This is a genomic window from Maritimibacter sp. UBA3975 (genome assembly GCF_002384975.1).
In the GTDB taxonomy this organism is placed as follows: domain Bacteria; phylum Pseudomonadota; class Alphaproteobacteria; order Rhodobacterales; family Rhodobacteraceae; genus Maritimibacter.
In genome coordinates this window covers 1,012,180-1,036,977 of sequence record NZ_DGCP01000009.1, presented here as the reverse complement: position 1 = coordinate 1,036,977, position 24,798 = coordinate 1,012,180, and the positions used below count along the sequence as shown (strand labels likewise).

Genomic DNA, 24,798 nt, shown 5'->3' with positions numbered 1-24,798 from the left:
ATAGAATGAAAAATAACGATTAAAATCGCTTCTCCCGCCCTGCGTCCGGGCTGATTGACGCGCCCTGAACGCGTCACGGGTAAGGTATTCCACCAGCTTTAGGCAACAATCTGTTTCCCCTTTGCCCAGTCGAATTGAGGCGCGTTTGCGGCAATATTGCGGCTGGGGGTGCCAGGGACGGGCGGCGCGAGCTGCCGGTGACTTCAGGGGTGAAGATGGCATTTGATTTTGAACCGCAGGTTTCAGTTTCTGCGCTGGAACCGACATCGCCGCTTCGGACACACCGCAAGCTTGATGTGAAACGAGTCCTCAAGCGGGGCTTCGATATCCTTTTCTCGACTCTCGCGCTCATCGCGCTGTCGCCGGTCTTCGCCGTCGTCACGCTGATGCTGCGTCTTCGCGAGCCGGGTCCGGTGTTCTTCTCGCACGAACGCGTGGGCATCGATGGCCGCACGTTCCGCTGCCACAAGTTCCGCACGATGCGCGAGGACGGGGACCGGCGTCTGCAATGGGTGTTCGCGATCGACCCGATTGCCCGCGAACAATGGGACGCCGAGCAGAAGCTCGACCGCGACCCGCGCGTTCACTCGCTGGGCGACCTTCTGCGGCGCACGAGCATCGATGAGCTGCCGCAGTTCTGGAACGTGTTCAAAGGGGACATGTCCATCGTCGGCCCACGCCCGATCACGATGGCCGAGGCCGAGAAGTACGGGCATCACTTTGCCGACTACTGCTCGGTCAAGCCGGGGATCACCGGCGCGTGGCAGGTCGGCGGCCGGTCCGATACGAGCTATGCGCAGCGTGTCGTGCTCGACGTCGACTACATCCGCAACGCTTCGCTCGTCGACGATATTCAGATCGTCTACAAAACGGTCGGGGTCGTCCTCGCCCAACGCGGCGCGTGCTGAGCGCCGCGCATACGGACCGGAGAGCCAGAATGTTCGACGCGACCCGCAGCCTGCTTGCCGCTGACGCGACCCCGATCACCCCGGGCGCGGCTGGCGACATCGCCGCCCCGACCCGCGTGGTCGTAGGCATCCCGACCACGGGACGCCCGGCGATCCTGCCGGAGACTGTGCGCGCCATCGCCCGCCAGCGGCGTCTGCCCGACCTCGTGATCCTGTCGGTCGCGACCGAAGACGATCTGGGCGACCTCGACACGCAGGCGCTGCCCTTTCCGGTCGAGGTGGTGACCGGCCCCAAGGGCGCGACGCTGCAACGCAACCGGATGATGCGCCGCCTCGGGCGTGAGGACGTGTTGCTCCTGCTCGACGACGACTTTCTCATGGCGCCCGATTTCGTGGGCAACACGCTCGCCGTGTTCCGCGACAACCCGGACGTGGTGATCGCGACCGGCACCGTGCTGGCCGACGGAATCCTGGGCGCGGGCATGGACCATGCGACCGGCGCGCGGCGACTGGCCGAGCTCTCCGCCGCCCCCGGCACCGATGCGTTGTCTCCGATCTACGCCGGATACGGCTGCAATATGGCCTTCCGGGCACGCGCCGCGCTCGACAATGACATCCGCTTCGACGAAGCGCTGCCGCTCTACTCCTGGCTCGAGGATGTGGATTTCTCTCGCCGCCTCGCGCGCCACGGACGGGTCGTGAAGGCCGGCTCGATGCGGGGCGTTCATCTGGGCACCAAGACCGGGCGCACGCCCGGCGTATTCCTGGGCTATTCGCAGATCGCCAATCCGATCTATCTCATGCGCAAGGGCACGATGAACCGGCGTCACGCGTGGGAGATGATCCTGCGCAACATGGCGTCCAACCTGCTGCGCTCGCCGCGTCCGCCGGCGTGGTGCGATTATCGTGGTCGCCTGCGTGGCAACCTCATCGCGATCCGGGATGTTCTCAGAAGCCGGGACGCTCCGGACCGGATCACGCAGCTGACGCCCTGAGCGAACCGAGAAGCCGGTCGTATTCCGCTTCCTGCGCATCGATCCATTCTGACCTTGTAAGGCCGAGCCGGGCTTCGCCCCCGAAACCCCGTTCGCTCATGGCGCGCACCTCGGCGTCAGGGGTTTCCATCATACCCGCCAGTGCCGCGTCGAGGCGCGCAGGATCCGCGATGTTCACCGCATGACCCAATCCGTTCTCCGCCACCTCCCGCGCCATCAGCGCGGTGTCCGAGACGAGGACGGGCAGGCCGCTTGCCGCCGCCTCGGCGATGACGAGTGCGAAAGGTTCCGGGTGGCGCGAGGGCATGACCAGCGCACGCGCATCGCGCACCAGCCCGCCGATCCGGTCGCGGTCGGCCCAGCCGGTCAACGTGAGCGGGGCGTCCATCGCCTCCAGCATCGGGCGCATCGGCCCGTCGCCGATGAGCGTCACCGGAACCCCTGTGCGCGCCGAGGCTTCGGCCAGGGTGCCCACGCCTTTATCCGGCTCCAGCCGGCCGACATAGACCAGCGAACGGTTGTCCTCCGCCGCGATCCGCGTCTCGCTGAACGGAACGACCGGATTGCGTACCACGCGGACGCGGTCCTCCCGATAGCCCGCGCGGGTGAGCCGTTCCGTCATTTCGGGATGCAGCACAAGGATCGCACCCCAACCGGACCCGTCGCGCAGGTGTCTGCGCAGGTTGGCCTGTCGCAGGACGCGCCAGAGCTTCTGCGGATAGCTGCGCTTGTCGCAATGGGTCGCAAGGCAATCGGCCGACAGGGGCACACGGGTGCAAACCTTGTCGTGCCGGTAGTCCATATAGACTCCGTTGGGGCAGGCGAGGAAAACGTCATGCGCGTGAATCACGGTGCGCCGCGAGACGGGGGCGAGGGCCGAGAACAGCTCTGGCGAAAAAATCTGCGCCCAGCTGTGCGTATGATAGACGGTGCCGGGCGTGTCGCGTTCGGCCACGAAGCGGGCCACGAGGTCACGCGCGGCCCCATTTCGTATCCCGGCATGGAGCGCCGTGTGACTCGGCAGGTCCAGGAGCGGCTGACCGCCAAGCGCCACGACCTCGATCCCCAAGGCATCCAGTTCCGGGCCGTGACCCGAATCCCCGGCGATCCAGATCACCTCATGCCCGCGCGCGACAAAGTCTTCGGCTGCCAGCAAGGCAAGCGAAGTGGCACCGCCTCGGGCGATACTGGCATCGTTCACGATGACAATCCTGCGCCTTGCCATGAATTGTTCCTGCGGCCTCACGAAAGTCTTGTTTTACTGTCTTTCGGCAGTTCATCAGAGTATCCGCAGACTGTTAAGGTCATTTTAAGGCAATTCTTCGCAATCCCCGGTTCAAGGACGCGTCCACGGTGAAAATCGCTTTGTTCAATCTGCATTACTCTCCGAATCTCGGGGATGGCCTGATCGGCGTATGTATGATCCACGGGCTGGAAAGCCTCGCGCCGGGGCTGTCTGTCGTGCCCGTCGACATCTCGGGCCGGGATGGGTTCGGGGCCGTGACGGTGCGCAACCGGGCGCTCGCTCTCAAGGTTTTGCGGCGCCTGCCACGGCGCTTGCGGCACGAGGTGGTCTACCGCCGCCTGACGACGCTTCTTGACAGGGTCGAACCGCGCTGGCGCGCCGCGCTGGCGGACGCGGACGGGGCGGTCATTGGGGGTGGCCAGCTTTTCTCCGACGCGGATCTCAACTTCCCGACCAAGCTCGAGCGTGTCGGCAAGCTGCTTGCCGAAACGCGGGTGCCCGCCGCGATCCACGCCGTCGGTGTCACCGGCAACTGGAGCCGTCGGGGCCGCGCGCTGTTCTCCACGCTCTGTTCCGGTGACCTGCGTGCCGTGGGCGTGCGCGACGAACATTCACGTCTTGCATGGGAAGGCCAGGCAAGCGACGGCTGCCCGGCGCCACGCATCACCCGTGATCCCGGCCTCCTCTCCGCCGCGGCCTTCGGGGCCGTCACGCCGGTCAACCGTATCGCGCTGGGTATCACCGCGCCGGAGCTTCTGACCTACCACGCCGACAGCGGCGTCGCGGGCGGTACGCTCGACTTTTACGAAACCCTTGCGCTGCAACTGGCCGACACGGTCGGCCCGGTCCGGCTGTTTTGCAACGGGGCCGACGAGGACGCCGATGCGCTCGCCTCACTGGCCGCGCGCCCGGCGATCTATCAGGCCATCGGGGCGCGCAAGATTGAGGTGGCGGAGGTGCCAGCCACCCCGGAGCAGTTGGTCGCCACCGTCGCCCCCTGCCGCGCGGTCATCTCGCATCGCCTGCACGCCAATATCCTCGGCTACGCCTATGCCCGCCCGGTCGTCGGCCTCGGCTGGGACCGCAAGGTCGAAAGCTTCTTCGCGTCTGTTGGTCTGTCGGACGCCTTCGCCGGAGCGAAAGCGGCCACGCCGCAGGAGGTGGTGGCGCTCGCCACACGCGCGATCGCGAAGGGCATCGACCCGGTGCGCCACGCCGATGCGCTCGCCGAAACGCGCGTTGGCCTCGCCGGCACGCTCCACGCGCTCGGCATCGACACGGATCAGGGCGCGCGCAGGAGCGTGACGCGGTAAAGCGTCGTGTCCCCGTCCGCCGTCGCCCCCGGTCCGACAGCCACGTCCAGCACATCGCCCTTGGCCAGCGTCACCTCGTCCAGCACGAACTCCCCGCGTTCGGTGAGGGTCATGCGCCCGATCTCGTCCCCGTTGATCGCCGCCCATGCCTCGATCCCGTCCGTGCTGCGCGGTGAGGGCTCCAGCGTCACGACAAGCCGCGCGCGCACAGCCTCGGGCGCGGTGTAGCGCTGGACGATCACGGCGGCAGACGCGCCGCCGCCGGAGGGCAGCAGGAACTCCGCGTTCATCCGCAAGAGCCCGTCCGAGGGATGACCCAGATACGGTGTCCAGGGCACACCGTTGGTCTGCTGCCCGTCGCGCAGCTCGAAGGCGCTTTCCTCGCCCCGGATCATCGCAAGCGGCCGGAACGTGCCGGGCGCGGGCGGGCCATAGGTGAACTGGTCGAAACTGTCCGCGATGACGGCCTGGGGGCCGAGCCGCACGGTGTCGCCCAGCGTCACGGGTGCGCCACTGCCGACCATGACGAGCGGTTCGTCGCGCGACAGGCGGCGCCGGTCGGTCTCGGTCCCGTCAGGCGCAAGCACCCGAACACCGTCCGCCACCTCGACCGTGCGCGGCGCACCCCAGAGGACGAGGCTGTCGGTCCCGAAGCCGCAGGCGTAGGTGAACGGATCGGGCGCCACGTCGCGCACGGCCCGCCCCGCGGCGTGACGCCCAAGCATGGCAAAGGCGCGGCCCACCGGGGTCATGGCGTTCTCCGCGTCGATCAGCGGGGCCAGCCCGTCGCCGCGCGGGTTCAGCGGATACCACACCACCCGCGTCACCCCGGCGAGCGCCATCTGGCAGTAGTATTTGACCAGCGTCGCGGGCGCGCTGGCCGCGTTCTCGTCGCCGAATTCCGTCACTTCGATGGGCAAGTCACCGAACCCCGGCACGGCGCGCATGAGCGCGATCTGGCGGACGAACTGCTCGGGCGGGGTCGTATAGGGATGGACGACCACCGCATCCATATGCGCGGGCGCACCGGCTTCGGACAGGGCCTTGAACCACGCGATCGGAATGGAATGGGCCGCGCCGCCAAGGATGCGGACCTCTGGCCGCGCAGCCCCGACCGCCGCCTTGGTGGCGGCGAGCAGGGCGGTGTAATACCGGGCTTTTCCGGACAGGTCCGCCTCGCGCATCGGGCCGGAGGTGAAGGTGGCGCTGTTCATCTCGTTGCCCACCTCGACGGCGTCGATGGCCGGGTATTGGGCAACCAGCCGGGCCGCGAAGTCTCCGAACCCTGCGACCGCCTCGGCCGTGTGCGGCGTGACGCCCCCGTCATAGTCCGCGTGCCCGTTGTTCAAAGTGGCGCTCATCCCCATGCCGCGCGGGGGCAGGAGGGCCGGATAGGTGCTGCGGAACGTGTTGAACCTGTCCACGCCACCCTGTTCCACGTCGTTCCAGTAGACCGCGTCGCGCAGATCGGTGACGCCCAGCGCCTCGGCCGCGTCCAGCATCCCGGCATCCCAGCTTTGCCCGAAGTTCGACGCGGCGCCCAGCTTGGGGCCGACAGGCTCCTGCGCGACGGCAGGGAGGGCGAGTGCCAGGAGGGCAAGGGGGGCGAAGCGGATCATGCCCGAAAGCCTGCCCGAGCGGCCCCCCTGCCGCAAGCGCACTTCACAGCACAGCCTGTTTCGTGCAGGAAGACAGGGCAGCAGCCACGGACCGCCCGCCCTTGCAATTCGTCCCTTCAACAGTTCTCGCCGTCCTGTCGATCCTGCTGCTTCTGGGGCTGGGCCTCCATCGCGGTCTCTGGGCCTTCATGGCGCTGGCCCCGTTCGGGGCGGCGGCGGCGTTCAACCTGCCCGCACTCGGCGGCGCGACGATCGGGGTGCTTGACCTCGCCGCCGTCGCGATCTTCTGCATGGTGCTTCTGACGCGCGGGACAGCGGGCAGTCTTCTGGGCAGCTTTCGCCCCTTCGGTCCGGGGTTCTGGTTCGCGCTGGTCATGGTGGTGTCCTTCATCGCGACGATGTTCTTCCCGCGCCTCTTCGCGGGCGAGACGAGCGTGTTCCTGATCGCGCGGATCGAGGGGATGACGCGCATCCTGCAATTCCCGCTCCAGCCGACCACCGGCAACATCACGCAGCTTTTCCGGCTCATGCTCGGCTTCCTGACCTTCGCCGCGCTCGCCACGAGCTTTCGCCGCACCTCGACCGTGCAGCCGGTGCTGACTGCGCTGGCTGTGGCGACGGCGATCAACTTCGCGCTGGGCTGGCTCGACGTTCTGACATTTCAACTCGGCATGACCGACCTTATGTCCTGGCTGCGCTCGGCCAATTACGCGATGCACATCACCGACCGGATGGTGGGCATGAAGCGGATGATCGGCGGGTTTCCCGAGGCGTCGAGCTTCGGCTATTTCACCCTCGGCCTCTTCGGTTTCTGGATGCAGTTCTGGCTGCTCAGGCCCGAGAACCGGCTGGGCCGCTGGATGCTCGCGCTGTCCACCATCTCGGTGCTGCGCTCTACCTCGTCCTCGGCCTATATCGCGCTCGTCGTGTTCCTCGGCCTGTTCGCGCTTTACACGATCTTCGCCAACCTGCGGCCCGAGACGAGCCGCCGCGCCTTCATGCTGGCCGCCGGGGGCATCCTTACGGCCTGGGTCGCGACAGTGGCGGTCTTTGCCTCTTACGAATACGTCCAGCCCGTCACCGATTTCCTCGACCGGGCGCTGTTTACCAAGCTCGACTCTCAATCCGGGGTGGAACGGATGGGCTGGAACGCGCAGGCGCTTCAGAACGCCTGGGATACCTACGGGCTCGGCGCGGGTCTGGGATCGGTGCGCGCGTCCAACTGGGTGATCGCCTGTCTCGCCAGTATCGGCGTGCCGGGAACAGTTCTGTTTCTCGCCTTCATGGCATCGCTCGGCCTCGCCCCGTCGCGGCCGCTGTCGGACCCGCGCGCCATCGTGGTGCGCGCGCTCAAGGCCGGGTGCCTCGCCATGCTCTGCGCTGCGGTGCTCACCCACTCCACGCCGGACATGGGCGTCTTCTTCTTCGCGCTCGCCGGTCTGCTCACCGGGCTGTCGCGGGCACTCGGGATAGAATCAACCGCAGCACGGGCAGGATAACCCACCCGGCACTGTTGCCAGTTGCGAACCAGTTTTTCCCAGTCGTTTCATTGTTTCCACGTCGGTATGGAATTGAGGCCAAAATACGGTAACGTGTTGAGTAATTTCCCAAAATTTTCCGCAATTCAGTAGCGTGAATGCCCCCGAGCCCGTATATTTGCGAGGACTGGGGGGGCCTTTGCGTGGGGTCCATTGTCTGTTTTGCCACCACTTCACCACGGCGCGTGGTGTGGCCGGGATGTTCCGGCGCTGCGCGTATTCGTCTCCGATGCGGGGACCGGCCATCGGCAAAGCGTCGGCGGCATGGGCGAAGTGTGTGCCGGACAAGACGGTGACAGAACGCACATGAAGGCCGAGGAGTAGCAAACGTGACCACGTTCGACATGCAGGCACCACAACCGGCGCGCAAAGCGTCGCGGTTCGAGGATCTCGACCGCGTCGACGTGCGCGGGCTGCTCGGCGCCATCGCTTCGCGCTACAAGCTGATCGCGGGCCTCGCGGTCGGGCTGGCGCTGTTCATGTATGTCGCGACGAGCCTGCTTGCTCCCACCTACAAGTCCTTCTCCAAGGTCATGCTCGACCCGCGCCAGGTGCGCGTGATGTCGTCGGACGAAGTCGTGTCGAACCTCAGCCTCTCGGACCCGGTGATCCAGTCCGAGATTTCGGTCATGCGCTCCAACATCCTGATAGAGCGGCTGATCCGCGACCTCGGGATCGAAAAGCTCGAAACGCATTTCTGGGGCCAGCCGCTCTATGACGTGGCCGAGGAAAAGCGGATCAAGGATCTCACCTGGGCGATCCGCAAAGATCTTACCGTCGGGCGTGAGCCGCAGAGCTATGTTTTCGTCATTTCCTTCTCAGGCGGCGAGCCGGGGATCGTGCAGGAAATCGCGAACGGCGTCGCCGACACCTATATATCCCTGATGGTCGAGAACCGCCGCGACAGCGCGCGGCAGGCGACGACGTGGATTCAGGATCAGGTGAACGACGCCCGCGCCGCGATGAACCGCGCCGAGGAGGAACTCGCCGGCTACCGCGCCGCGTCCCTCGACCGAGAGGGCGGCACTTACGAGACATCGACGCAACAACTCGGCAACCTCACAAGCCAGCTCGTCGTCGCGCGCTCCGAGCGGGTGACCGCCGAGGCGCAGTATGACCAGCTCAAGCGACTGCTTGAGACGCAGGGGTCCGACGCGCTCGCCAAGGCCGTGACCTCGCCGCTTCTCGAAAAGCTGAACGAGGACAAGCTGACGCTTCAGCGGCAGGACGACCAGTGGGCGCAATCCTTCGGCCCCGACCACCCGCAGCGCAAGCGCCTGCGGGACGAGATCGGGCGCGTGGACGCCGACCTACAGCGGGAAGCCGAGCGGATCATCGAACTGCGCCGCAACGACCTCGAGGTCGCCCGCCTGCGCGAGCAATCCCTCGCGGACGGCATCCAGTCGCTCGAGGATCAACTCAACGACATGTCCGCCAACAACATCGGCCTGCGCCAGCTGGAGCGCGAGGCGATGGCGGCCCGCGAAAACTACGAGGCCCTGCTGTCGCGCCTGAGCGCCGCCAGCGGGCAGGAGAGCTTGCAACGCCCCGAGGCCCGCGTCATCGAACGCGCGACCTATTCCGACGTGCCCGCCGCACCGCGGCCCAAGCTGCTTGCCGCCTTCGGCCTTGTCCTCGGCCTCACCGCCGGGATCGTGGCGGCCCTGTTTCTGGAAATGACCCGCTCGACTTTCCGCACCCGGCGCGAGGTCGAGGCGGAAACCGGCCTTTCGGTGCTGGCAAGCCTGCCTCTCCAGCCGCAGGCCAACCTGCGCGAACTGGTCCGCGGCCTTCGGATCAACTCCAACACCATGCTGGGCGAAAAGCTGCGCCAGCTGCGCACCATGCTGTCGATGCGCGAAAAGGGCGTCGAGGCCCGCGTGGTCATGGTGACCTCCTCACACCCCGGCGAGGGCAAGTCGACGACCGCCATGGGGCTCGCCCAGATGGCCGCGCTTGCGGGCAAGTCGGTGATCGTCGTGGACGGAGACCTGCGTCGCTCCCGGCTCGCCGAGACGTTCGGATGGGACGTGGAATACGACTTCGCCGACTTCATTCTCGAAACCGCCGACCTGCCCGAGACGATCCACCTCGACAGCGACATGGGCGTGCATTTCCTTGCCGCCGGAACGCCGTGTCAGGAAGCCGCGGACGATCTGTCCGAGGACTGGCTGCGCCCGCTCATGGCCGAACTCAAACGCTGCTACGACCTCGTCATCATCGACACCCCGCCGCTGGTGAACGTGGCCGACGGCCTCGTCTTCGGCGCGGTGGCCGAGAGCATCATCTACGTCGTGCGCTGGGACGACACGCGCCGCACGGCCGTGCGCGACGGGCTCGACGCCCTCAGCGAGGTCGGCCTGCGCCCGACAGGCATCGTGCTCAACCAGGTCGATCCGAAAGCGGCCGAGAAGATCTATGGAGACAGCTATGCAGCATATGCTTGATCGTCAGGCTCCAGGTTTTTCCGCCCCCCGCAAACCCGCCGCCCCGCGGCTGATGCGGCGTCCCGGCGGCGCTGGCCCGCGCGTGGCGATCATCCATTACTGGCTCGTCGGTATGCGCGGCGGGGAAAAGGTGCTCGAGTCGCTCTTGCGCATGTTCCCCGAGGCCGAGATCTTCACCCACGCATATGACCCCTCGAAGGTGAGTGAGCTGATCCGCTCCAAGACCGTCCACCTCACCTCGGTCGGGCGCCTGCCTTTCTCCACACGGCTTTACCAGAACTACCTGACCCGGATGCCCCGCGCGCTGGAAGAGATCGACCTGTCCGGCTTCGACCTCGTCCTGTCGAGCGAATCCGGCCCGGCCAAGGGGGTCATCCCGGCCCCCGACGCGCTGCACCTGTGCTACACCCACTCGCCCATGCGCTACCTGTGGGACCAGTATCACGTCTACCATGCGGCCGCCGGCCCGCTGAAACGCGCGCTCATGCCGCGCATGGTCCACGAACTGCGCAAATGGGACGTGACGAGCGCTGCCCGCGTCGATGCCTTCATGGCCAATTCCACCCATGTTCAGGCGCGCATCAACAAATACTGGCGCCGGGACGCGCGTGTCGTGCATCCGCCCGTGGCGGTGGACGACTTCGCGCCTGCGACGGCGGCCGAACGTGGTGGCTTCTACCTCTGGGCGGGCGAGCTTGCGGGCTACAAGCGCCCGGACATCGCCATCGAGGCCTTCAACCGCCTCGGAAAACCGCTTTATGTCATCGGCGGCCCGGACAAGACGGCCAAGGCGCTGGCCGCCACGGCGAACGAGAACATCCGCTTTCTGGGCCGCGTGCCGTTCGAGAAGCTCAAAGCCTATATGGCCGCCTGCAAGGCGCTCGTATTTCCGGGCGAAGAGGATTTCGGCCTCGTCCCGGTCGAGGCGATGGCGGCCGGCCGCCCGGTGATCGCGATGGCGCGGGGCGGGGTGCTCGACACCGTTGTCCACGGCCGCACGGGCCTCCTGTATGAACAGGCCGACGCCGAAGGCCTGATGGCCGCCGTGGAGGCGTTCGAGGCCGAGAGGTACGACGACCTCGACCCAGCCACGCTGACCGCCCATGCCCGTCAGTTCGACGAAGGCAACTTCCGCCGCGGAATCGCGAGCGTCCTGCGTGAAAACGGGATGGCCGTGAACATGGCGGAGGTCGCGGGTGATTGAAACCGGGCTAGCGTTTGCGCGCCCGGATCCGGTTTCGCGTGAACGGCATACGTCGGGCGGCGAGATAGGCCCGCTTGGCGACGAAATCGCCCAGCCGCGCCCGAAGCCGTGCGGGGGCGGCCAGAATCGTCCCGGCCTTGGCATCCTCGCGCGCGCTGTTGAGGGTCGAGGGCATGTGCCGCTCGATCAGCGGGAAGGGAAACAGGATGTGGTTGCCCAGCCCGTTCTCCCAGAACCGTCCCAGCTCGTCGTCGATGGGCCGCTGGATGTGGGTCAGCCGCGCGCGGAAGGCCCGCGCCCGGTCGCGGCGGATGAGATAGCCCTGCGCGCCGTACGGATCGGACGTAAGGTAAAGGATCTGCCGCTCGCCGAACCGGAACTGCGGAAGACCGCGTTTCCATTCCCGTGCGAACAGGCGGATATAGCCGATGTCACGCGCATCGAGCGCCCCGGCCAGCTCGGCATAGGGGAAATCCGGATCGATCCAGACGTCGTCCTCCATCACCAGCAGCCAGTCGAGTTCCGGCATCGCCTGAAAGGTCTCGATCGCCGCGACATGGCTCATGTAACAGGCCGTCTCGCCGGGGGTGAGAGTGCGCCCGAACAGCCGCTTCTGGCCTTCGGGATCGGGGATCAGCGCGCTGTCGTCACCGGGGCGATGGGCATCGTGAAACGCCCAGTCGAACGTCGCGGCGGACAGGTTCTTGGCCACCGCCGCGCGGCGCTCGGTGCTGTCGGTCAGGCTGATGACCCGTATGGCGAGAGAGGGTGTCGTCATGGTTCGCGGCGCTTGTCCTGTCACACCTCCCGAATACAGCGCGCAGCGCCCCGTTGCCTTGCAAAACAAGGCGTTCGCGCAAGCCGCGTGAAACCGTTGCCGATACGCTACATCGCGCTCGGCGCAGGGGGACGGCCATGCTAGCCAAGCTGTTCCCGCCCTATGTCGTCGGCGTCGGCTCCCGCGTTATCGGTCAGGTCATATCGTTCCTCGCCGTCGCGGTCGCGTCGCGCTACCTCGATCTTGCCGACTTCGGCACCTATGCCTTCGCCTGGGCGCTCACGGTCATCGGGACGACCTTCGTTTTCACCGGCTTCTATCAGGCGCTCCTGCGCTCGCAGAATTTCGACCGGGACCGCTCCACGCTCTTCTGGGCCAAGCTCGGCGTGGGCGCCATTGCCATGCTGGTGATTTTCGTCGTCGGCCTGCTTCAGGGCGGCCTTGGAACGGTAAGCGGTCTCGCCCTCATTTCGCTCGCCCCGCTGCCTCTGGTCATCGTGCCCACGGCCTGGTGGGAGGCGCAGCTCGTGCGCGATGCCAAGGTGCGCACCGCCAGCGTCTATGTCGTCCTGTCCGAGGCGCTCGGCCTCGCTGCTGCCGTGGCCCTCCTGTCGCGCGGATGGGGGATCGAGGCGCTCGTCGCCTCGCGTTATGTCTCCACGCTCACCGGGTTTTTCATCACCGGCGGTATGGTCCGTGCGCTTCCCCGGTTCGAATTCCGGCGCGAGACCCTGCGCGACGCCCGCAGCACGACGGCCCCGCTCTGGGGCACCACGTCCGTTGGCCTCCTGTCGAATTACGGGGCTGACCTCGTCCTCGGCGCCTTCCTGTCGCCCGCCGTCGTCGGGGCCTACCGCGGCGGCGCCCGCATCGCCATGACCGCCACCGACCTCGTGGTGCAGCCGCTGGGCATCCTGTCCTGGTCCCGGTTCACCCGGATCGAGAAGGAGGGGCTTGGGCGTGACGCGATGAAACGCGCGTGGATCGAAAACATGTCGCTCGCCGCCGCACTCCTGTGGCCCATCGCCTGCGCGGTGTCGCTGCTCGCGCCCATGCTGGTGGTGACGATCCTCGACGAAACATGGCTCGCGGCCGCGTCCATCGTCGCGATCCTCTCGGTCTCCAAGTCCATCGCTTTCCTGTCGGGCCTGCTTGAACCCGTGATGATCACCACGAGCCACGGCGGGCGGCAGCTTCAGATCCGCTCGGCGGGCGCGGCCACGCTGGTCATCCTGCTTTTCGCCGTGGGGCGCTATGGACCCGAGGCGGCCGCTTATTCACATCTCGGCGCAAGCGTCGTTGTCGGCTCGCTCTCGCTCATCGCGATCTCGCGCGCGCTCCAACTACGGGTGATGGAGATCGTGACGACCTTCCTCCCTGCGGCTGCGCTCACCCTGATGACCTACGCGGCGATCACGCTCTCCACCGGGCAGCGGGAGTCACTGGGCCGGGAAGTCGGGCTCGGCCTCACCATTACCGAGGCGGCGGCGATCTGGCTCGTCCTCATGGTGGTTTTCCTGCGCCGCCGCGTGCTGGTGCTTCCCACGCCCTGAGCGGTGCAGCCCGGTGAAGGTGCGCCGCAGGTCGATCACCGTGCGCCCGCCCGCCGCGTCCATGTGGTGCAGACCCATCACACCGTCCAGCGCCTCGGGCGACAGGTAGCGCAACCGGCGCTCTCCATAATCCGTGTCGCTCAGCGCCGTGATCTCCATGAGGTTCAGGCCGTATCCATAAATCCCGTGCGAATTGTCCTGACTGGCCCGCAACAGCCGCCCCTCGTGTTCGAACACACGCCCCCCGCCACGCGCAATGGTCGCGTCGATCACGACGGGGTTGAGCGGATGGGCTGTCGCACCGCCCAGCAAGGGATCGTCGATCCGGTAAAGGTGCAGTTCCGTCCCGAAGTCCCCGAAACTGTCGCGGCAGATGTTGGTCATCAGCCACCACGCGCCCGCCCGTTCGAACACCACGCTATCCACGGCCTTCACACCCTCGAGCGCGGTCGAGGCAAGCTCCCATTTTAGCGGGAACTCGGTGGCGCGCCAGACCTCGATGCGCTCGGCCTGATGCGTCTCGGGGATCATCAGGATCTCATCGCCCCACCGGAACACGAAAGGGTAGGACAGGTGATGCGGCTGCACCATCACAGGGCCCAGCGGAACCATCCCGTCTCCGTCGAGCCGCCCCACCGACAGGTGGCCGCGCCCGGTGGCGAAGTCGAAATCCTCGTAAAACAGGTAGGTCTCGCCGCTGTCCTCGAACAGGAACGGGTCGGCCCAATAGGTATTGCCGTCGGGGATCAGGTCGGTGCCGGTGGCGGGGTCGAGGTCGGCCAACGTGCCATGCCCGAGGCGCAGAAAGAACATGCCGGGCCGCTGCCCGCGCTTGGCCTGCACCTTGCGCCAGGCCCGCATGGCAAGCTCCCGGCCCACCGCACCGATGTAGTCGGGCAGGTGGCTGCTACGCGGAGGCGTCAGCGCATCGGGCGGCGTGATCGGGGCGGGCAGGGTGTTCGTCCCGGCCAGCCGCGCGAGTTCCCGGTGCAGAAGCTGCACCGATTTCTCCCGCGCATAGGCGGCGTTGCGGGTGGCAAGGAACTTGGTGTCATAGCGGGCGCTGGCAATCGGGCGGGCCGCGCCGCCGTTCTCGACACTGAGAACCACCTCGGTTACGGGCGCGCGCAGGCGGGCCTCGGTAATCGCAGCCTCCGGCGTGAAGGAGGACAGCCGCCAGATGCCATGCACCGGTGCGGCCTCCGGCGCGGACCCAGCGAAATCGACGATCACATCGCAAGTGGGCAACCCGTCAGGCGGGATCGGCTCCGGCGTCCTGGCCAATGGCGGCGCAGTGTCTGGCGCGGGAAAGGCGCGGGTTTCAACCGCGAGCGCCCCTCGCAGAATTGCGGGGAGCAGGGGATCGGCACCCGGCGCGGTGAACACCCCCGCCACGGACAGACGCGGATCATCCGCCAGCGCGGCTAGGAACCGGCGTTCTCCCGGGCCGACGGGCCGGCCCGCGTCGAGGATGACGCAAATGTCGAGTGTCATGCGATTTGTCTTCGTTTCTGCCCGCGCAAGGGCATACCGGCCAAGTCGGGCAGCATTATGACCGACGTTTGGGCAGGGCGACCCCGTGGCGCTCCGCGAGCCCTCCGAGCCCGGCCCATGTTGCCGCTGTGAGGGCAACACCCTGTTCCGCGCTCTCTCTCAAAGCTGCCGCACGGGCGGCGCCGGGCAGTCGCACGACCCCCTCGGGGGCCGACGCCGCCACCATCCCGGCCAGTGCCGCCATCCGCTCACCGAACCCGCCACCGGGCAACCAGCGCCCGGGATCGAGGACGAGGAAGAAATGACCATTGTCGGCAGGGCGGTCGGTGTCGGCATAAAGCGAGCCGACCTCCGGCCCGATGCCCGCGCCGGTCAGAACGCCCGCCAGCACCTCGACCATCAAAGCGAGGCCAAAGCCCTTGGCCCCCGCGTCCGGCAACAGCGTCGCCCCGGCCGCCTGCGCCGGATCGGTGACGGGCGCTCCCTCCGTGTCGATAGCCAATCCTTCGGGGAGCGGCGTGCCGGTCGCCTGTGCGTCACGCAGCGTCGATCCCGCCAGCGCAGCGGTCGAGAAATCGACGATCAGGTCGCCGTCTGCCAGCGGTGCGCCGAAGGCCAGCGGGTTGGTCCCGAGGACCGGCGCGCGCCCGCCATGGGCGGCCACCTTGGCGTAGGAATTGGACAGGGCAAAGGCGATGTGCCCGCGCGCCGTGGCCCGCGCAACGAACGCCGCGCCGGTGCCGTAGAAATTGCTCCCCGACACGCCGACCACCCCGATCCCCCCCGCCTCGGCCATGTCGCAGGCGCGGTCCACCGCCACCCTCCCGGCGTGCTGGCCAAAGCCGCCGCCCGCGTCGAGATGGGCAAGCGCCGGTCCGACCTCGCGCACCGAAATCTCGGCCGGACACCGGATCGCGCCCGATGCCACACGGTCGAGCAAGACAGGCAGGCGCTCGAAGCCGTGATTGTGGCGGCCGGCGGCATCGTTCCAGACAAGGTTTTCGGTGACGCTCTCAGCCTGTGCACTGTCCACACCGGCGCGTTCCATAAGCGCCCGGCCGAACGCCGTCAGCGCCGGTGTCCCGACCCGGACGGGATCAGCCACGCCCCAGCCTCACCGCCCATTGACGGGCCAGCGAATGACGCAACCGCGCGACCCCGGGCATTGGATCAGACAGGCTGAAGATCGGGTTCATCGCCCGCCGCCACGGCAGGCTCGCCAGCCACCCGCCGAAGGTCAGCTCGCCCTTCGCGCGCAACTGAAGGAACGCCCGGAAGTCATGAACGGGCTGCCAGAGATACATATGCTGGGCATAGCTGGTGAACACCGGGGCAGGTTGCCCCGTCAGGTCGCAATAGGCAACGAGGTCGATGGGCGCGCCGCTCCGCACCAGCAGCCGGTGCGCGGCGGTGAAGCGGGCGTTGACCTCGATGATCTTGAGCTTGCCGTCCCGCGTGTCGCGCTTGAACTCGATATTGGCGAGCCCGCGCCAGCCGATCCCGCGCAGGAACCGCAGCCCCATCTCGGCGGTTTCCGGCAGCCAGACCGTTTCGTGATAGACCGCGCCGCCGGAATTGACCGGATAGCGCCGCTCGACCCGCTTGGTGAAGTGAAACAGCGGCACGCCCTGATCGTCGATATAGGTGTAGTAGCTCGACAGCAGGTTGTCGGGGCCGGGGATCATCTCGACGATCTGGATCTCGAGCCCCGCCTCCAGCGCCTCGTTCGCCCGCGCCACCACCTCGTCGAACGAGTCCTCGACGATGAACAGCTTGCGCCCGAAATGGTGATTGAACAGGTGCGAATGGATCGGCTTCACCATGACCGGAAACGTAAGCTTGCCGGCAAGCGCCGCCACGTCCGCGGCGGTCTCCACCGGCCAGTAGGCCGGGGCGGGCACACCCACCTTGCCCGCCAATTCCAGCGTGCGCTGCTTGTCGAGCATCTCCCGGCGCAACTGCCCGTCGAACTTTTCCAGCCGGTAGCGGTCCCGCAACGCGGCCTCGTTCTCCAACACGAAGTCGATGGCATCGTCGCACATCGCGAACAGGACATGGCCGTCATGGCTGTGATCGTCCGCAAGCAGCAATGCCCGCCAGAAATCATGCGTGCGCGTTCCGGAGGGCACGGGATAGGCCCGCCGACAATGCCAGCTCGCCATGCCCCAGGTGTCCGACCCGCCCGAAATCTCCACCGCGATCCCGGTTTTCCCGAAGTGACGCGCCACTTCCAGCGTATTGGCCTCGCCCCCAAGAAGGAGCACGGGCAAGGCGGTGTCGAGCGTCGAGGTCATGCCACGATGCTTCACGGCCGCACCACGCCCACGCGGTTCGCGAACAGGTGTTCGAGCACGATCCGCGGCACCGGAACCGCCTGAGTGGGGTTCGCGACGAGGACATGGTGATGCAGGCCGGGGTTTCCGTTGATCTCGATCACCACGGGCCCTTCAGGTCCAAGAGGTGTGGCGAGGTCGGGGGTCATCAGGTCGACGCCCGCGAAGCGCAGGCCAAGGTCGGTGACAAGCTGGCCCAGCCGGGCCGCCGTCGCCTCGGGCACCTGACCCTGAACCGAATGGTTCTGCGCCGCCGCATTCTCGTTCACCGCGCGCTTGACCACGACCGTCTCGCCCCGGGCCGGCACATCGGACAGGCGCCGCCCGTCCTCGGCCAGCCGGTTGCGCATATCCGCGTCGATCAGGAGCGGGCTCAAAGCCGTGGGAACCGGCCCGTTCAAACGGCGGTCATTCTCCCGCGCGACGAGGTGGCGGATCGTCTTGTCGCCGGTGCCGACGAGGGCCGGCGGGTCGCGACGCACCGCGTCGATCAGGTCGCCGTCGAGATAGGTCAGGCGGTAATAGTCGCCCGGCACCTGCTCCTCGACCACGAGGTCGCGTCCGAACCGGGCCGCGCGGCGGATGGCCCGCCGCAACCGTTCGGGTGTATCCACGCCGGTCGTCACGCCACGCCCGCCGCCGGTCCCGCGCAGGGGCTTCACCACCACGGGGCCACCCGTCGCCGCGAGGAACGCCTCCGCCTCCCGCGCCCGTGCCCGGTCGAAGACCCTGTAGGCGGGCGTGCGGATGCCGTGGCCCGCGATCAGTTCAAAGCTCACCTCCCGGTCGCCGATCATGGACAGGGTCACGGCGCTGTCGAGCATCAGGTCCGAACCTTCCACGAAGGTGGCGTACCCGTCCCGGTCGATCCGGGTCAGGCCGGGCCCGACCGGGCGGCAGGTCGCGCCGATGTTGTCCGCCGCGGCCTGCCACATCTCGCGGTAAAACCGGCGGCTCACGGGTGCAAGCCGCCGCCGTTTGAGCACGTTCAGCGCATCGGGCAGGCGATGGAGCCGCGCAGCGCGGCGCAGCCGGTCGAGGTCGGGCAGAAAGCCCGCGCCGCCGGCCGTCGGTGTGACGGTTCTAGTCATCGAAAATGCAGCCTGCGGCCTCCAGTTGGTCATCGACCCAGGCGTTCGAAAAGACACCGCGTTTCACGTTCGCGGTGTAGGCGGCCAGTTTTTCTTCACCCGCGCGAAGGCGCTTGAGGATTTCCGGCGCCCAGTCGCGCGGCACCACGGCCACGCCGGACGGATCGGCACGCACGATGTCGCCCGGATTGACCACGATCCCGCCGCAGGCGACCGGATAGTTGATCTCGCCCGGTCCGCGATGGAGCGGGCCGAACGGGGTCACGCCGCGCGCATAGATCGGCAGGCCGCATTCACGCAGGCCGGGCAGGTCGCGCACCAGTCCGTCGATGATGAAACCCTGGATGCCGCGATGGCGGGCCTTGTTCGACACGAGGTCTCCGATCAGCGCCGCGTTCATGCTGCCTGATCCGTCGACCACAACCACGTCGCCGGGTTGGGCGATGTCGAGGATCTTGTGCACCATCAGGTTGTCGCCGGGATAGACCTTGACCGTGCAGACGGGGCCGCAGAGCGGCGCGTCGTTGACCACGTTGTGTATCCCCGGACCCATCGCATAGAGCCGGTTGAGGCTGTCGGAAATGTCGGTGGACTCGAAGTGTTCGAAGCCCGCGACCACATCGGCGTCGGGTCGGTCGAAACGCGTTCGCACCATGAATCCGGGACCGGGTGATATGTCGGCCGATTTGGGCAGCGAGTTGGTCGCACCCGGTTTCAGGAATTTCGACGAAACGTTGTCCTTACTCGTATCGCTACGCACGTCAATGTCGCGGAAATCCATGATCCTGTTCCCCAAAGTATGGTGGTTTACCTTACCACCTCTGTTGGGTGGGCCGAAGGATAAACTTCAAAATATTCAGTATGTTGCGGTATCTGAGACAGTCATGGGCCGTACCCAGCACTGAACGCGTTTCGGCAACGGAAATCCGTCATGAGATCCGTCCGGCACCCAGAATCCTGTCCCCAGCCCGCCGTGTGAACTCGGGCACCGCAGGGCCCGGAAGCCTTGCGAGCATCGACTGGAGGCTCTTGCGAATCCGCCGCGGCGCGCCCAACGGGCTGATGGGGCGTTCGAGCGAGCCTTCGACCAGCCTGCGCGCGCCGTTCATCAGGTCGAGCTTGTATCGCTGGTCGCCCCGCCCGAAGTCGAGCTCGGTCATCCCCGCGGCGTCGAGGTGGCGCAGCACTTCCACGATCTGAACCAGTCCCGGTGAGACATTGCGGTGTTCGTTCGAGTAGGCCGGGAACCACCAGTGCAGGGTCTTGTCCGTGCGCATCCCGAAATGCACGGCGACGAGCGTGTCGCCGGCATAAAGGGATGACGTCATGCCGCCGAGCCCCGGCGTGTCGGTCTCTCGGACCATCCGGGCGATGTCGCGGGCCCAGGGCACGTCGAGGATGAAGGACGCGCCCTGCGCCGCAAGCGACTCGCGCTTCCAGTCCAGGAACTGCGCCCAGGCATCTTCCGACAGGTCGTTCGCGACGAGCCGAAGCTCACCGTTCTCGCGGGCGAGTTTGCGCGCCTTGCGACCAAGGTCGCGGACCGCACGGGTCTCTGCATTCTTGGCATCGAACCAGCTCTGGAACCCATGCGACAGGTCGACGAGCGGCGACGTCGTTTCGCGGAACGCCTGTGCGGCAAAGCTCTGCTGCGACTTCGGCGCGTGGTTGTAGTCATAGGCCTGCGCGCCAGCGGCCCGCAGGATAAGGCCCATGTCGATCGTCGTCTCTGGCCGGGCGAGAAAGCCGTGGTAATCGGAGATCTGGCCCGCTAGTGGCGCGAGCCGTCCGAAGCGCTGATGCTGATAGGCGAAGATACAGGCGATATCACCGCCTTCGTGCAACACCGCAACCCGCGTATCCGCCCGTACCGCGCCCACGATTCGGCAGAACTCCGGCGTGAAGAACGGGCTGCGCAAGTCCGGGTCCGAGGCCTGAAAGCCACGCCACGCGACCTCGACATCCGTGTCGATCTCGTCCGGACGGATGATATCCACCTGCATCGTCGGCGCTCCCGTCCGCTCAGGCCGTGACGTTGTCGCGGGCGTAGATATTCTCGCCCAGCGGGTCGTCGCCTTCGCCGTTGACCTTGATGTAAAGGACGGCCGTTCCGGCGGCCTTCATCCGTTCGTGGTAAAGGCCGGAGCCCAGGAACACGATCACGTCGCCGACCTGCTCGTTCAGAATACGCGCGTCATCGGAGGAATAGAGATCAGCGGGGGCCTGCCCCTCAGCGGGTTCGAGGAACACAGCGCGCTCTTCGGTATTCGGGCCGGGGTCGAGGTCGGGAAAGACACAGACCGACGAACCCTCGGACAGTCGGATCGGCAGGCCGATGGAATAGAACGACGCCGCACGGTCCTTGTGCGGGGCAGGGTAGGGATCGGCTTCTGGCTCATAAAGCTTGATGTGACGCTCGGAGATGGTGAGGTCGCCCGCCGGGATGCCCGTCAGTGCAGCCATGCCGGTGCGGAAGGTCTCGGCGGCCTCGGTCGACGGAAAGTCGAACACGAACTGCCGTTTCTTCTTCGAGATGCGCCACTCGGCGCTTTCCGTGTCGCCGCCGGTCAACGCCGCGTCGAACAGGTCCTGAAGCCCGCGCACGAAATCGTCGCTGAGAAGACCCTTGAGGTGGACGTAGCCTTCCTCGGCAAGAGCCGTCCGGAATGCGGATGGATCGTAATTGAACATGGCAGCAGGTTCCCTTGCAAACCGGCGCCCCCGTGAAATGAGTGGCCCAAAACCGCCCGCAAAGTCAATTAATACACTGAATTATTTACGTTTTTGTTTCCTCTCCGGCTCATGTGGCGACAAATCTGACCGACTGTTTCGGTCCCGGCGACGATGTGAGGTCACAGAGGTCAAATGAATTCACCAACCGGTGGGTCGAAAAAGGTACTTGATCCCCGGCCCCAAATGGCACAACCGTTGGGAATGCATCGACCCGCCGTGTCGGGCGAGACGGGTATTGCGTGAAATCGGTATACGTTATATCTATCTGCCCGACGCGCCACCGCACTCAGAGCTGAAAAACACCAGTATCCGGCAGTTCAGGGTGGCATTCGGTGGCAATATATGTCATGCAATCCGCGATAGTGGCACTATAATGCCACATCAGGTCAATGGGAGGAGAATCAATGACCCAAGGTAAAACGCTCAAGGCACTTGCGACCGGCGTCGCGCTGTCGGCCCTCGTGGCCGGTGCGGCATCCGCGCAGGAAGTCACGCTGAAACTGCACCAGTTCCTGCCCGCGCAGGCCAACGTCCCGAAGGACGTGCTCGACGTCTGGGCCGACAATGTCGAAGAACAGTCCGAAGGCCGCATCGAGGTCGAGCGCTACGCGTCGATGGCGCTTGGCGGCACCCCGCCGGAGCTGATGGATCAGGCAATCGACGGCATCGCCGATATCGTCTGGACCGTCGTCGGCTACACGCCGGGCCGTTTCCCGACCACCGAAGTCTTTGAACTGCCGTTCATGGTCGAAGATGCGCGCGAGGCGTCCTGCGCCTACTCGAAAATGTTCGACGAGCACATGAAGGACGGCGAGTTTTCCGACGTCCACATCATCGGCACCTGGGTCCACGGCCCCGGCATGTTCCACACCGCCGAGCCGGTCGAAACACCCGCCGATCTCGAAGGCATGAAAATCCGCGGCGGTTCGCGCCTCGTGAACAACCTGCTGACCCGCGTCGGCGCCGAGCCGATCGGCATGCCGGTCCCGGCCATCGCCGAAGGCCTGTCCAAGGGTGTTCTCGACGGCACGACCATTCCGTGGGAAGTCACCTACGCGCTGAAAGTGCCGGAACTCGTGACCAACCACACGGAATTCGAAGGCGCGGCGCTCTATAACCTCACCTTCGTCCTCGCGATGAACAAAGAGGTCTACGAAGGCCTGTCCGACGAGAACAAAGCCGTCATCGACGCCAACTCCGGCCTCGAATTCTCGGTCTTTGCGGGTGGCACGCAAGCGGATGCCGACGGCCCGGCCCGTCAGGTCGCCGTCGACCTCGGCAACAACATCATCACCGTTTCGGAAGAAGACGCGAAAGCGGCCTGGGATCCGATCGTGAGCCCGATGTACGAAGAATGGGCCTCCAGCATGGAGAACGGTCAGGAGCTGATCGACGAAGCCAAGATGCTCATGGAGCAGTGCGGCGAAGACATGGCCTCCATCGACGTCTACGGTCAATAAGCCAACACAGGCGCGCGGCGAACGGGTTTCGCCGCGCGTTTTTCGTCTGACCCGGACCTGAAACAGGGGATCTCATGAACAGCTTCTTTCTTGGCCTGTCAAAAGCTTTGGCGATCGTGGGCGGTTTCGTCCTGAGCGTGCTCATCATCCTGATCGTCGCGTCGATCATCGGCCGGGAAACCGGCCTCGGCGCCGTGACCGGAGACTATGAGATCGTCGAGGCCGGCATGGCCTTTTGCATCTTCGCCTTCCTGCCCTATGCGCAGATGACCGGCGCCCATGCGACCGTCGATATCTTCACCAACTCGCTGGGCAACAAGACGCAGGCCTGGCTGATCGCGATCATCGAAGTGGTCTTTGCCATCGTCCTCGTCATCATCGCCGTCCAGCTTCTGGGCGGGTTTCAAAGCAAGCTGCGGTCGGGTCAGACGACCCTGCTTTTGCAGTTTCCGGTCTGGTGGGGCTATGCCGCCGCCTTCGCGGCCGCCGTCGTCGGCGGCGTGGTGGGGGTTTGGCATGCCTTGGTCAAAGTGACCGAAGCCGCGACCGGCAAGACAATCGCCGTCGAGGGGGGCGAAGTATGACCAATATCGAGATTGGCCTGTGGTCTTTCCCGGCGCTCCTCGTCCTGATCTTTTTGCGCGTGCCGATCGGGCTCGCCATGTTCATCGCGGGCTTTGCGGGGCTCGGCCTCATCAACGGCGGCTTCGACATCGCGCTCGCGCGCCTCAAGACCGAGACCTACACGACGTTTTCGTCCTATTCGCTGTCCATCGTGCCGATGTTCCTGCTGATGGGCCATTTCGCGACGCTGGGCGGGATGAGCACTTCGCTGTTCCGGGCGGCTGAAAGCTGGCTCGGGCACCGCAAGGGCGGTGTCGCGATGGCGTCCATCGGCGCCTGTGCGGGCTTCGGCGCGATCTGCGGCTCCTCGCTCGCCACGGCGGCCACGATGGGGCGCGTCGCGCTTCCGGAACTCAAGCGCTATGGCTATTCCGGCGGGTTTTCAACGGCGACGCTGGCCGCGGGCGGCACGCTGGGCATCCTGATCCCGCCGTCCATCGTGCTGGTGATCTACGCGATCCTCGCCGAACAGAACATCGCCAAGCTGTTTGCCGCGGCCATCGTGCCCGGCATCCTCGCCGCACTCGGCTATATCATCGTGATCTCGATCTATGTGCGCCTGTTCCCGAAATCGGCTGGCGTGCGCCCGCCCGTCCCGATGGGCGAGCGGTTCCGGGCCATGATCGACGTCTGGCCGGTCATGCTGGTCTTCGCGCTTGTCGTGGGCGGTATCTATGGCGGCCTCTTCACCCCGACCGAAGGTGCGGCCGTCGGTGCGCTGGGCACCGCGATCATCGCTTTTTCCAACGGCGGTCTGAACTTCCAGTCGCTGCTCGGTTCGTTCACGGCCACCGCACGCTCGACCGCGATGATCTTCTTCATCGTTCTGGGGGCGGCGTTCTACAACGGCTTCCTCGCGGTCAGCCAGGTGCCGCAGACGGCGGCGAGCTGGGTCGCCGATCAGGGGTTCGCACCCTACACGGTGCTGATCATCATCCTCGTGTTCTACCTGCTTCTGGGCTGCCTCATGGACTCGCTGTCCATGATCCTGCTCACCATCCCGATCTTCTACCCGATCATCTCGGTGCTGGACTTCGGCATGGTCGATTTCGTCACGATGCAGCACGACATGATCCGCGACGCCATAGCGTCGGGCGCGGCCGAAGGGGTCGCGCAGGATGTGATGAGTCAGATAAATGCCCTCATGGCCGCGGGCGAGGAAGTGCCACGCAAGCTCTCGGCCGAGGTGGGCGTGCGCCTGACCGAACTGCGCGCCAATGCCATCGGCCTTGAATACACAGCGATCTGGTTCGGCATCCTCGTGCTGATCGTGGTCGAGACCGGGCTCATCACGCCGCCGGTGGGCATGATCCTGTTCATCATCAACGCGATGGACCGGCAGACCCCGATTGTCGAAACCTACAAGGCCGTGATGTTCTTCATCACCTCCGACCTCATCCGGGTGGCCCTGCTGGTCGCATTCCCGGCCATCACCCTGTTCCTGATCATGTGATCGGGGGCA

20 protein-coding genes are annotated in these 24,798 nt (G+C 66.1%); 10 read left to right on the top strand and 10 right to left on the bottom strand.

What is annotated here, in order from left to right; all coding sequences use genetic code 11:
- Window positions 1-296: 296 nt before the first annotated feature.
- Together B2585_RS10195 and B2585_RS10190 are read left to right on the top strand one after the other, a co-directional pair.
- Entirely contained in the window at window positions 297-908 is a 612-nt protein-coding gene (locus B2585_RS10195) for a sugar transferase (protein WP_292022624.1), read from the top strand.
- Window positions 909-937: 29 nt separating this feature from the next.
- Window positions 938-1,903: a glycosyltransferase family 2 protein gene (locus B2585_RS10190; RefSeq protein ID WP_292022622.1), complete on the top strand. Its 966-nt coding sequence runs from the start codon at window positions 938-940 to the stop codon at window positions 1,901-1,903.
- Here B2585_RS10190 and B2585_RS10185 read toward each other — a convergent pair.
- Window positions 1,884-3,104 carry a glycosyltransferase family 4 protein gene (locus tag B2585_RS10185; RefSeq protein ID WP_292022620.1) on the bottom strand — a complete coding sequence of 407 codons (1,221 nt, stop codon included), beginning with the start codon at window positions 3,102-3,104 and terminating at the stop codon, window positions 1,884-1,886. The two genes, B2585_RS10190 and B2585_RS10185, sit on opposite strands and share 20 nt — an antisense overlap.
- Window positions 3,105-3,256: 152 nt before the next feature.
- On the opposite strand from B2585_RS10185, the gene B2585_RS10180 reads away from it, so the two are divergent.
- Complete coding sequence (locus B2585_RS10180) at window positions 3,257-4,462, top strand: polysaccharide pyruvyl transferase family protein (RefSeq protein ID WP_292022618.1); 1,206 nt, start codon at window positions 3,257-3,259, stop codon at window positions 4,460-4,462.
- Here B2585_RS10180 and B2585_RS10175 read toward each other — a convergent pair.
- The gene (locus B2585_RS10175; RefSeq protein ID WP_292022616.1) at window positions 4,432-6,081 is read right to left on the bottom strand and encodes a hypothetical protein; all 1,650 of its coding nucleotides are present in this window, start codon (window positions 6,079-6,081) and stop codon (window positions 4,432-4,434) included. The genes B2585_RS10180 and B2585_RS10175 overlap by 31 nt on opposite strands.
- 101 nt (window positions 6,082-6,182) lie before the next feature.
- Here B2585_RS10175 and B2585_RS10170 point away from each other — a divergent pair, with 101 nt between their 5' ends.
- From B2585_RS10170 to B2585_RS10160, 3 genes are all read left to right on the top strand, one after another.
- Window positions 6,183-7,580, top strand: a complete 1,398-nt coding sequence (locus B2585_RS10170) for a hypothetical protein (RefSeq protein ID WP_292022615.1) — start codon at window positions 6,183-6,185, stop codon at window positions 7,578-7,580.
- Window positions 7,581-7,948: 368 nt separating this feature from the next.
- Window positions 7,949-10,066, top strand: coding sequence for a GumC family protein (locus B2585_RS10165; protein WP_292022613.1), 2,118 nt, complete (start codon window positions 7,949-7,951; stop codon window positions 10,064-10,066).
- Window positions 10,050-11,270, top strand: a complete 1,221-nt coding sequence (locus B2585_RS10160) for a glycosyltransferase (RefSeq protein ID WP_292022611.1) — start codon at window positions 10,050-10,052, stop codon at window positions 11,268-11,270. Before B2585_RS10165 ends, B2585_RS10160 begins: the two co-directional genes overlap by 17 nt.
- A 7-nt stretch (window positions 11,271-11,277) precedes the next feature.
- Here B2585_RS10160 and B2585_RS10155 read toward each other — a convergent pair whose 3' ends face one another.
- Entirely contained in the window at window positions 11,278-12,048 is a 771-nt protein-coding gene (locus B2585_RS10155; protein ID WP_292022609.1) for a glycosyltransferase family 25 protein, read from the bottom strand.
- Between the two features lie 137 nt (window positions 12,049-12,185).
- Here B2585_RS10155 and B2585_RS10150 point away from each other — a divergent pair, with 137 nt between their 5' ends.
- Window positions 12,186-13,601: an oligosaccharide flippase family protein gene (locus tag B2585_RS10150; protein WP_292022607.1), complete on the top strand. Its 1,416-nt coding sequence runs from the start codon at window positions 12,186-12,188 to the stop codon at window positions 13,599-13,601.
- Here B2585_RS10150 and B2585_RS10145 read toward each other — a convergent pair.
- From B2585_RS10145 to B2585_RS10115, 7 genes are all read right to left on the bottom strand, one after another.
- Window positions 13,488-15,095: a glucosamine inositolphosphorylceramide transferase family protein gene (locus B2585_RS10145; protein WP_292022605.1), complete on the bottom strand. Its 1,608-nt coding sequence runs from the start codon at window positions 15,093-15,095 to the stop codon at window positions 13,488-13,490. The two genes, B2585_RS10150 and B2585_RS10145, sit on opposite strands and share 114 nt — an antisense overlap.
- 55 nt (window positions 15,096-15,150) lie before the next feature.
- Window positions 15,151-16,200 (bottom strand): Ldh family oxidoreductase, encoded by a 1,050-nt coding sequence (locus B2585_RS10140; protein ID WP_292022603.1) that lies wholly within the window; start codon window positions 16,198-16,200, stop codon window positions 15,151-15,153.
- The gene (locus tag B2585_RS10135) at window positions 16,193-17,389 is read right to left on the bottom strand and encodes a hypothetical protein (protein WP_292022601.1); all 1,197 of its coding nucleotides are present in this window, start codon (window positions 17,387-17,389) and stop codon (window positions 16,193-16,195) included. The genes B2585_RS10140 and B2585_RS10135 overlap by 8 nt, the downstream gene beginning before the upstream one ends.
- An 11-nt stretch (window positions 17,390-17,400) precedes the next feature.
- A complete protein-coding gene (locus B2585_RS10130; protein WP_292022599.1) occupies window positions 17,401-18,519 on the bottom strand; it encodes a hypothetical protein in 1,119 nt (372 codons plus the stop codon).
- Window positions 18,512-19,300, bottom strand: coding sequence for an RraA family protein (locus tag B2585_RS10125; protein ID WP_292022597.1), 789 nt, complete (start codon window positions 19,298-19,300; stop codon window positions 18,512-18,514). Before B2585_RS10125 ends, B2585_RS10130 begins: the two co-directional genes overlap by 8 nt.
- A gap of 148 nt (window positions 19,301-19,448) precedes the next feature.
- Entirely contained in the window at window positions 19,449-20,522 is a 1,074-nt protein-coding gene (locus B2585_RS10120; RefSeq protein WP_292022595.1) for a GNAT family N-acetyltransferase, read from the bottom strand.
- A 19-nt stretch (window positions 20,523-20,541) separates the two neighbouring features.
- Window positions 20,542-21,210 (bottom strand): hypothetical protein, encoded by a 669-nt coding sequence (locus tag B2585_RS10115; RefSeq protein WP_292022593.1) that lies wholly within the window; start codon window positions 21,208-21,210, stop codon window positions 20,542-20,544.
- Window positions 21,211-21,656: 446 nt separating this feature from the next.
- On the opposite strand from B2585_RS10115, the gene B2585_RS10110 reads away from it, so the two are divergent.
- The 3 genes from B2585_RS10110 (at window position 21,657) to B2585_RS10100 (ending at window position 24,789) form a co-directional block, all read left to right on the top strand.
- A complete protein-coding gene (locus B2585_RS10110; RefSeq protein ID WP_292022592.1) occupies window positions 21,657-22,712 on the top strand; it encodes a TRAP transporter substrate-binding protein in 1,056 nt (351 codons plus the stop codon).
- 74 nt (window positions 22,713-22,786) lie between these two features.
- Complete coding sequence (locus B2585_RS10105; protein WP_292022590.1) at window positions 22,787-23,296, top strand: TRAP transporter small permease; 510 nt, start codon at window positions 22,787-22,789, stop codon at window positions 23,294-23,296.
- On the top strand, window positions 23,293-24,789 hold the full coding sequence (locus B2585_RS10100) for a TRAP transporter large permease (protein WP_292022588.1): 1,497 nt from the start codon (window positions 23,293-23,295) through the stop codon (window positions 24,787-24,789). The genes B2585_RS10105 and B2585_RS10100 overlap by 4 nt, the downstream gene beginning before the upstream one ends.
- Window positions 24,790-24,798 lie beyond the last annotated feature (9 nt).

Coding starts and splice junctions, on each gene's coding strand:
- B2585_RS10190 (WP_292022622.1), top strand. CDS start 938: ATGTTCGACGCGACCCGCAGCCTGCTTGCCGCTGACGCGACCCCGATC.
- B2585_RS10175 (WP_292022616.1), bottom strand. CDS start 6,081: ATGATCCGCTTCGCCCCCCTTGCCCTCCTGGCACTCGCCCTCCCTGCC.
- B2585_RS10160 (WP_292022611.1), top strand. CDS start 10,050: ATGCAGCATATGCTTGATCGTCAGGCTCCAGGTTTTTCCGCCCCCCGC.
- B2585_RS10155 (WP_292022609.1), bottom strand. CDS start 12,048: ATGACGACACCCTCTCTCGCCATACGGGTCATCAGCCTGACCGACAGC.
- B2585_RS10150 (WP_292022607.1), top strand. CDS start 12,186: ATGCTAGCCAAGCTGTTCCCGCCCTATGTCGTCGGCGTCGGCTCCCGC.
- B2585_RS10145 (WP_292022605.1), bottom strand. CDS start 15,095: ATGACACTCGACATTTGCGTCATCCTCGACGCGGGCCGGCCCGTCGGC.
- B2585_RS10135 (WP_292022601.1), bottom strand. CDS start 17,389: ATGACCTCGACGCTCGACACCGCCTTGCCCGTGCTCCTTCTTGGGGGC.
- B2585_RS10130 (WP_292022599.1), bottom strand. CDS start 18,519: ATGACTAGAACCGTCACACCGACGGCCGGCGGCGCGGGCTTTCTGCCC.
- B2585_RS10125 (WP_292022597.1), bottom strand. CDS start 19,300: ATGGATTTCCGCGACATTGACGTGCGTAGCGATACGAGTAAGGACAAC.
- B2585_RS10120 (WP_292022595.1), bottom strand. CDS start 20,522: ATGCAGGTGGATATCATCCGTCCGGACGAGATCGACACGGATGTCGAG.
- B2585_RS10115 (WP_292022593.1), bottom strand. CDS start 21,210: ATGTTCAATTACGATCCATCCGCATTCCGGACGGCTCTTGCCGAGGAA.
- B2585_RS10110 (WP_292022592.1), top strand. CDS start 21,657: ATGACCCAAGGTAAAACGCTCAAGGCACTTGCGACCGGCGTCGCGCTG.
- B2585_RS10105 (WP_292022590.1), top strand. CDS start 22,787: ATGAACAGCTTCTTTCTTGGCCTGTCAAAAGCTTTGGCGATCGTGGGC.
- B2585_RS10100 (WP_292022588.1), top strand. CDS start 23,293: ATGACCAATATCGAGATTGGCCTGTGGTCTTTCCCGGCGCTCCTCGTC.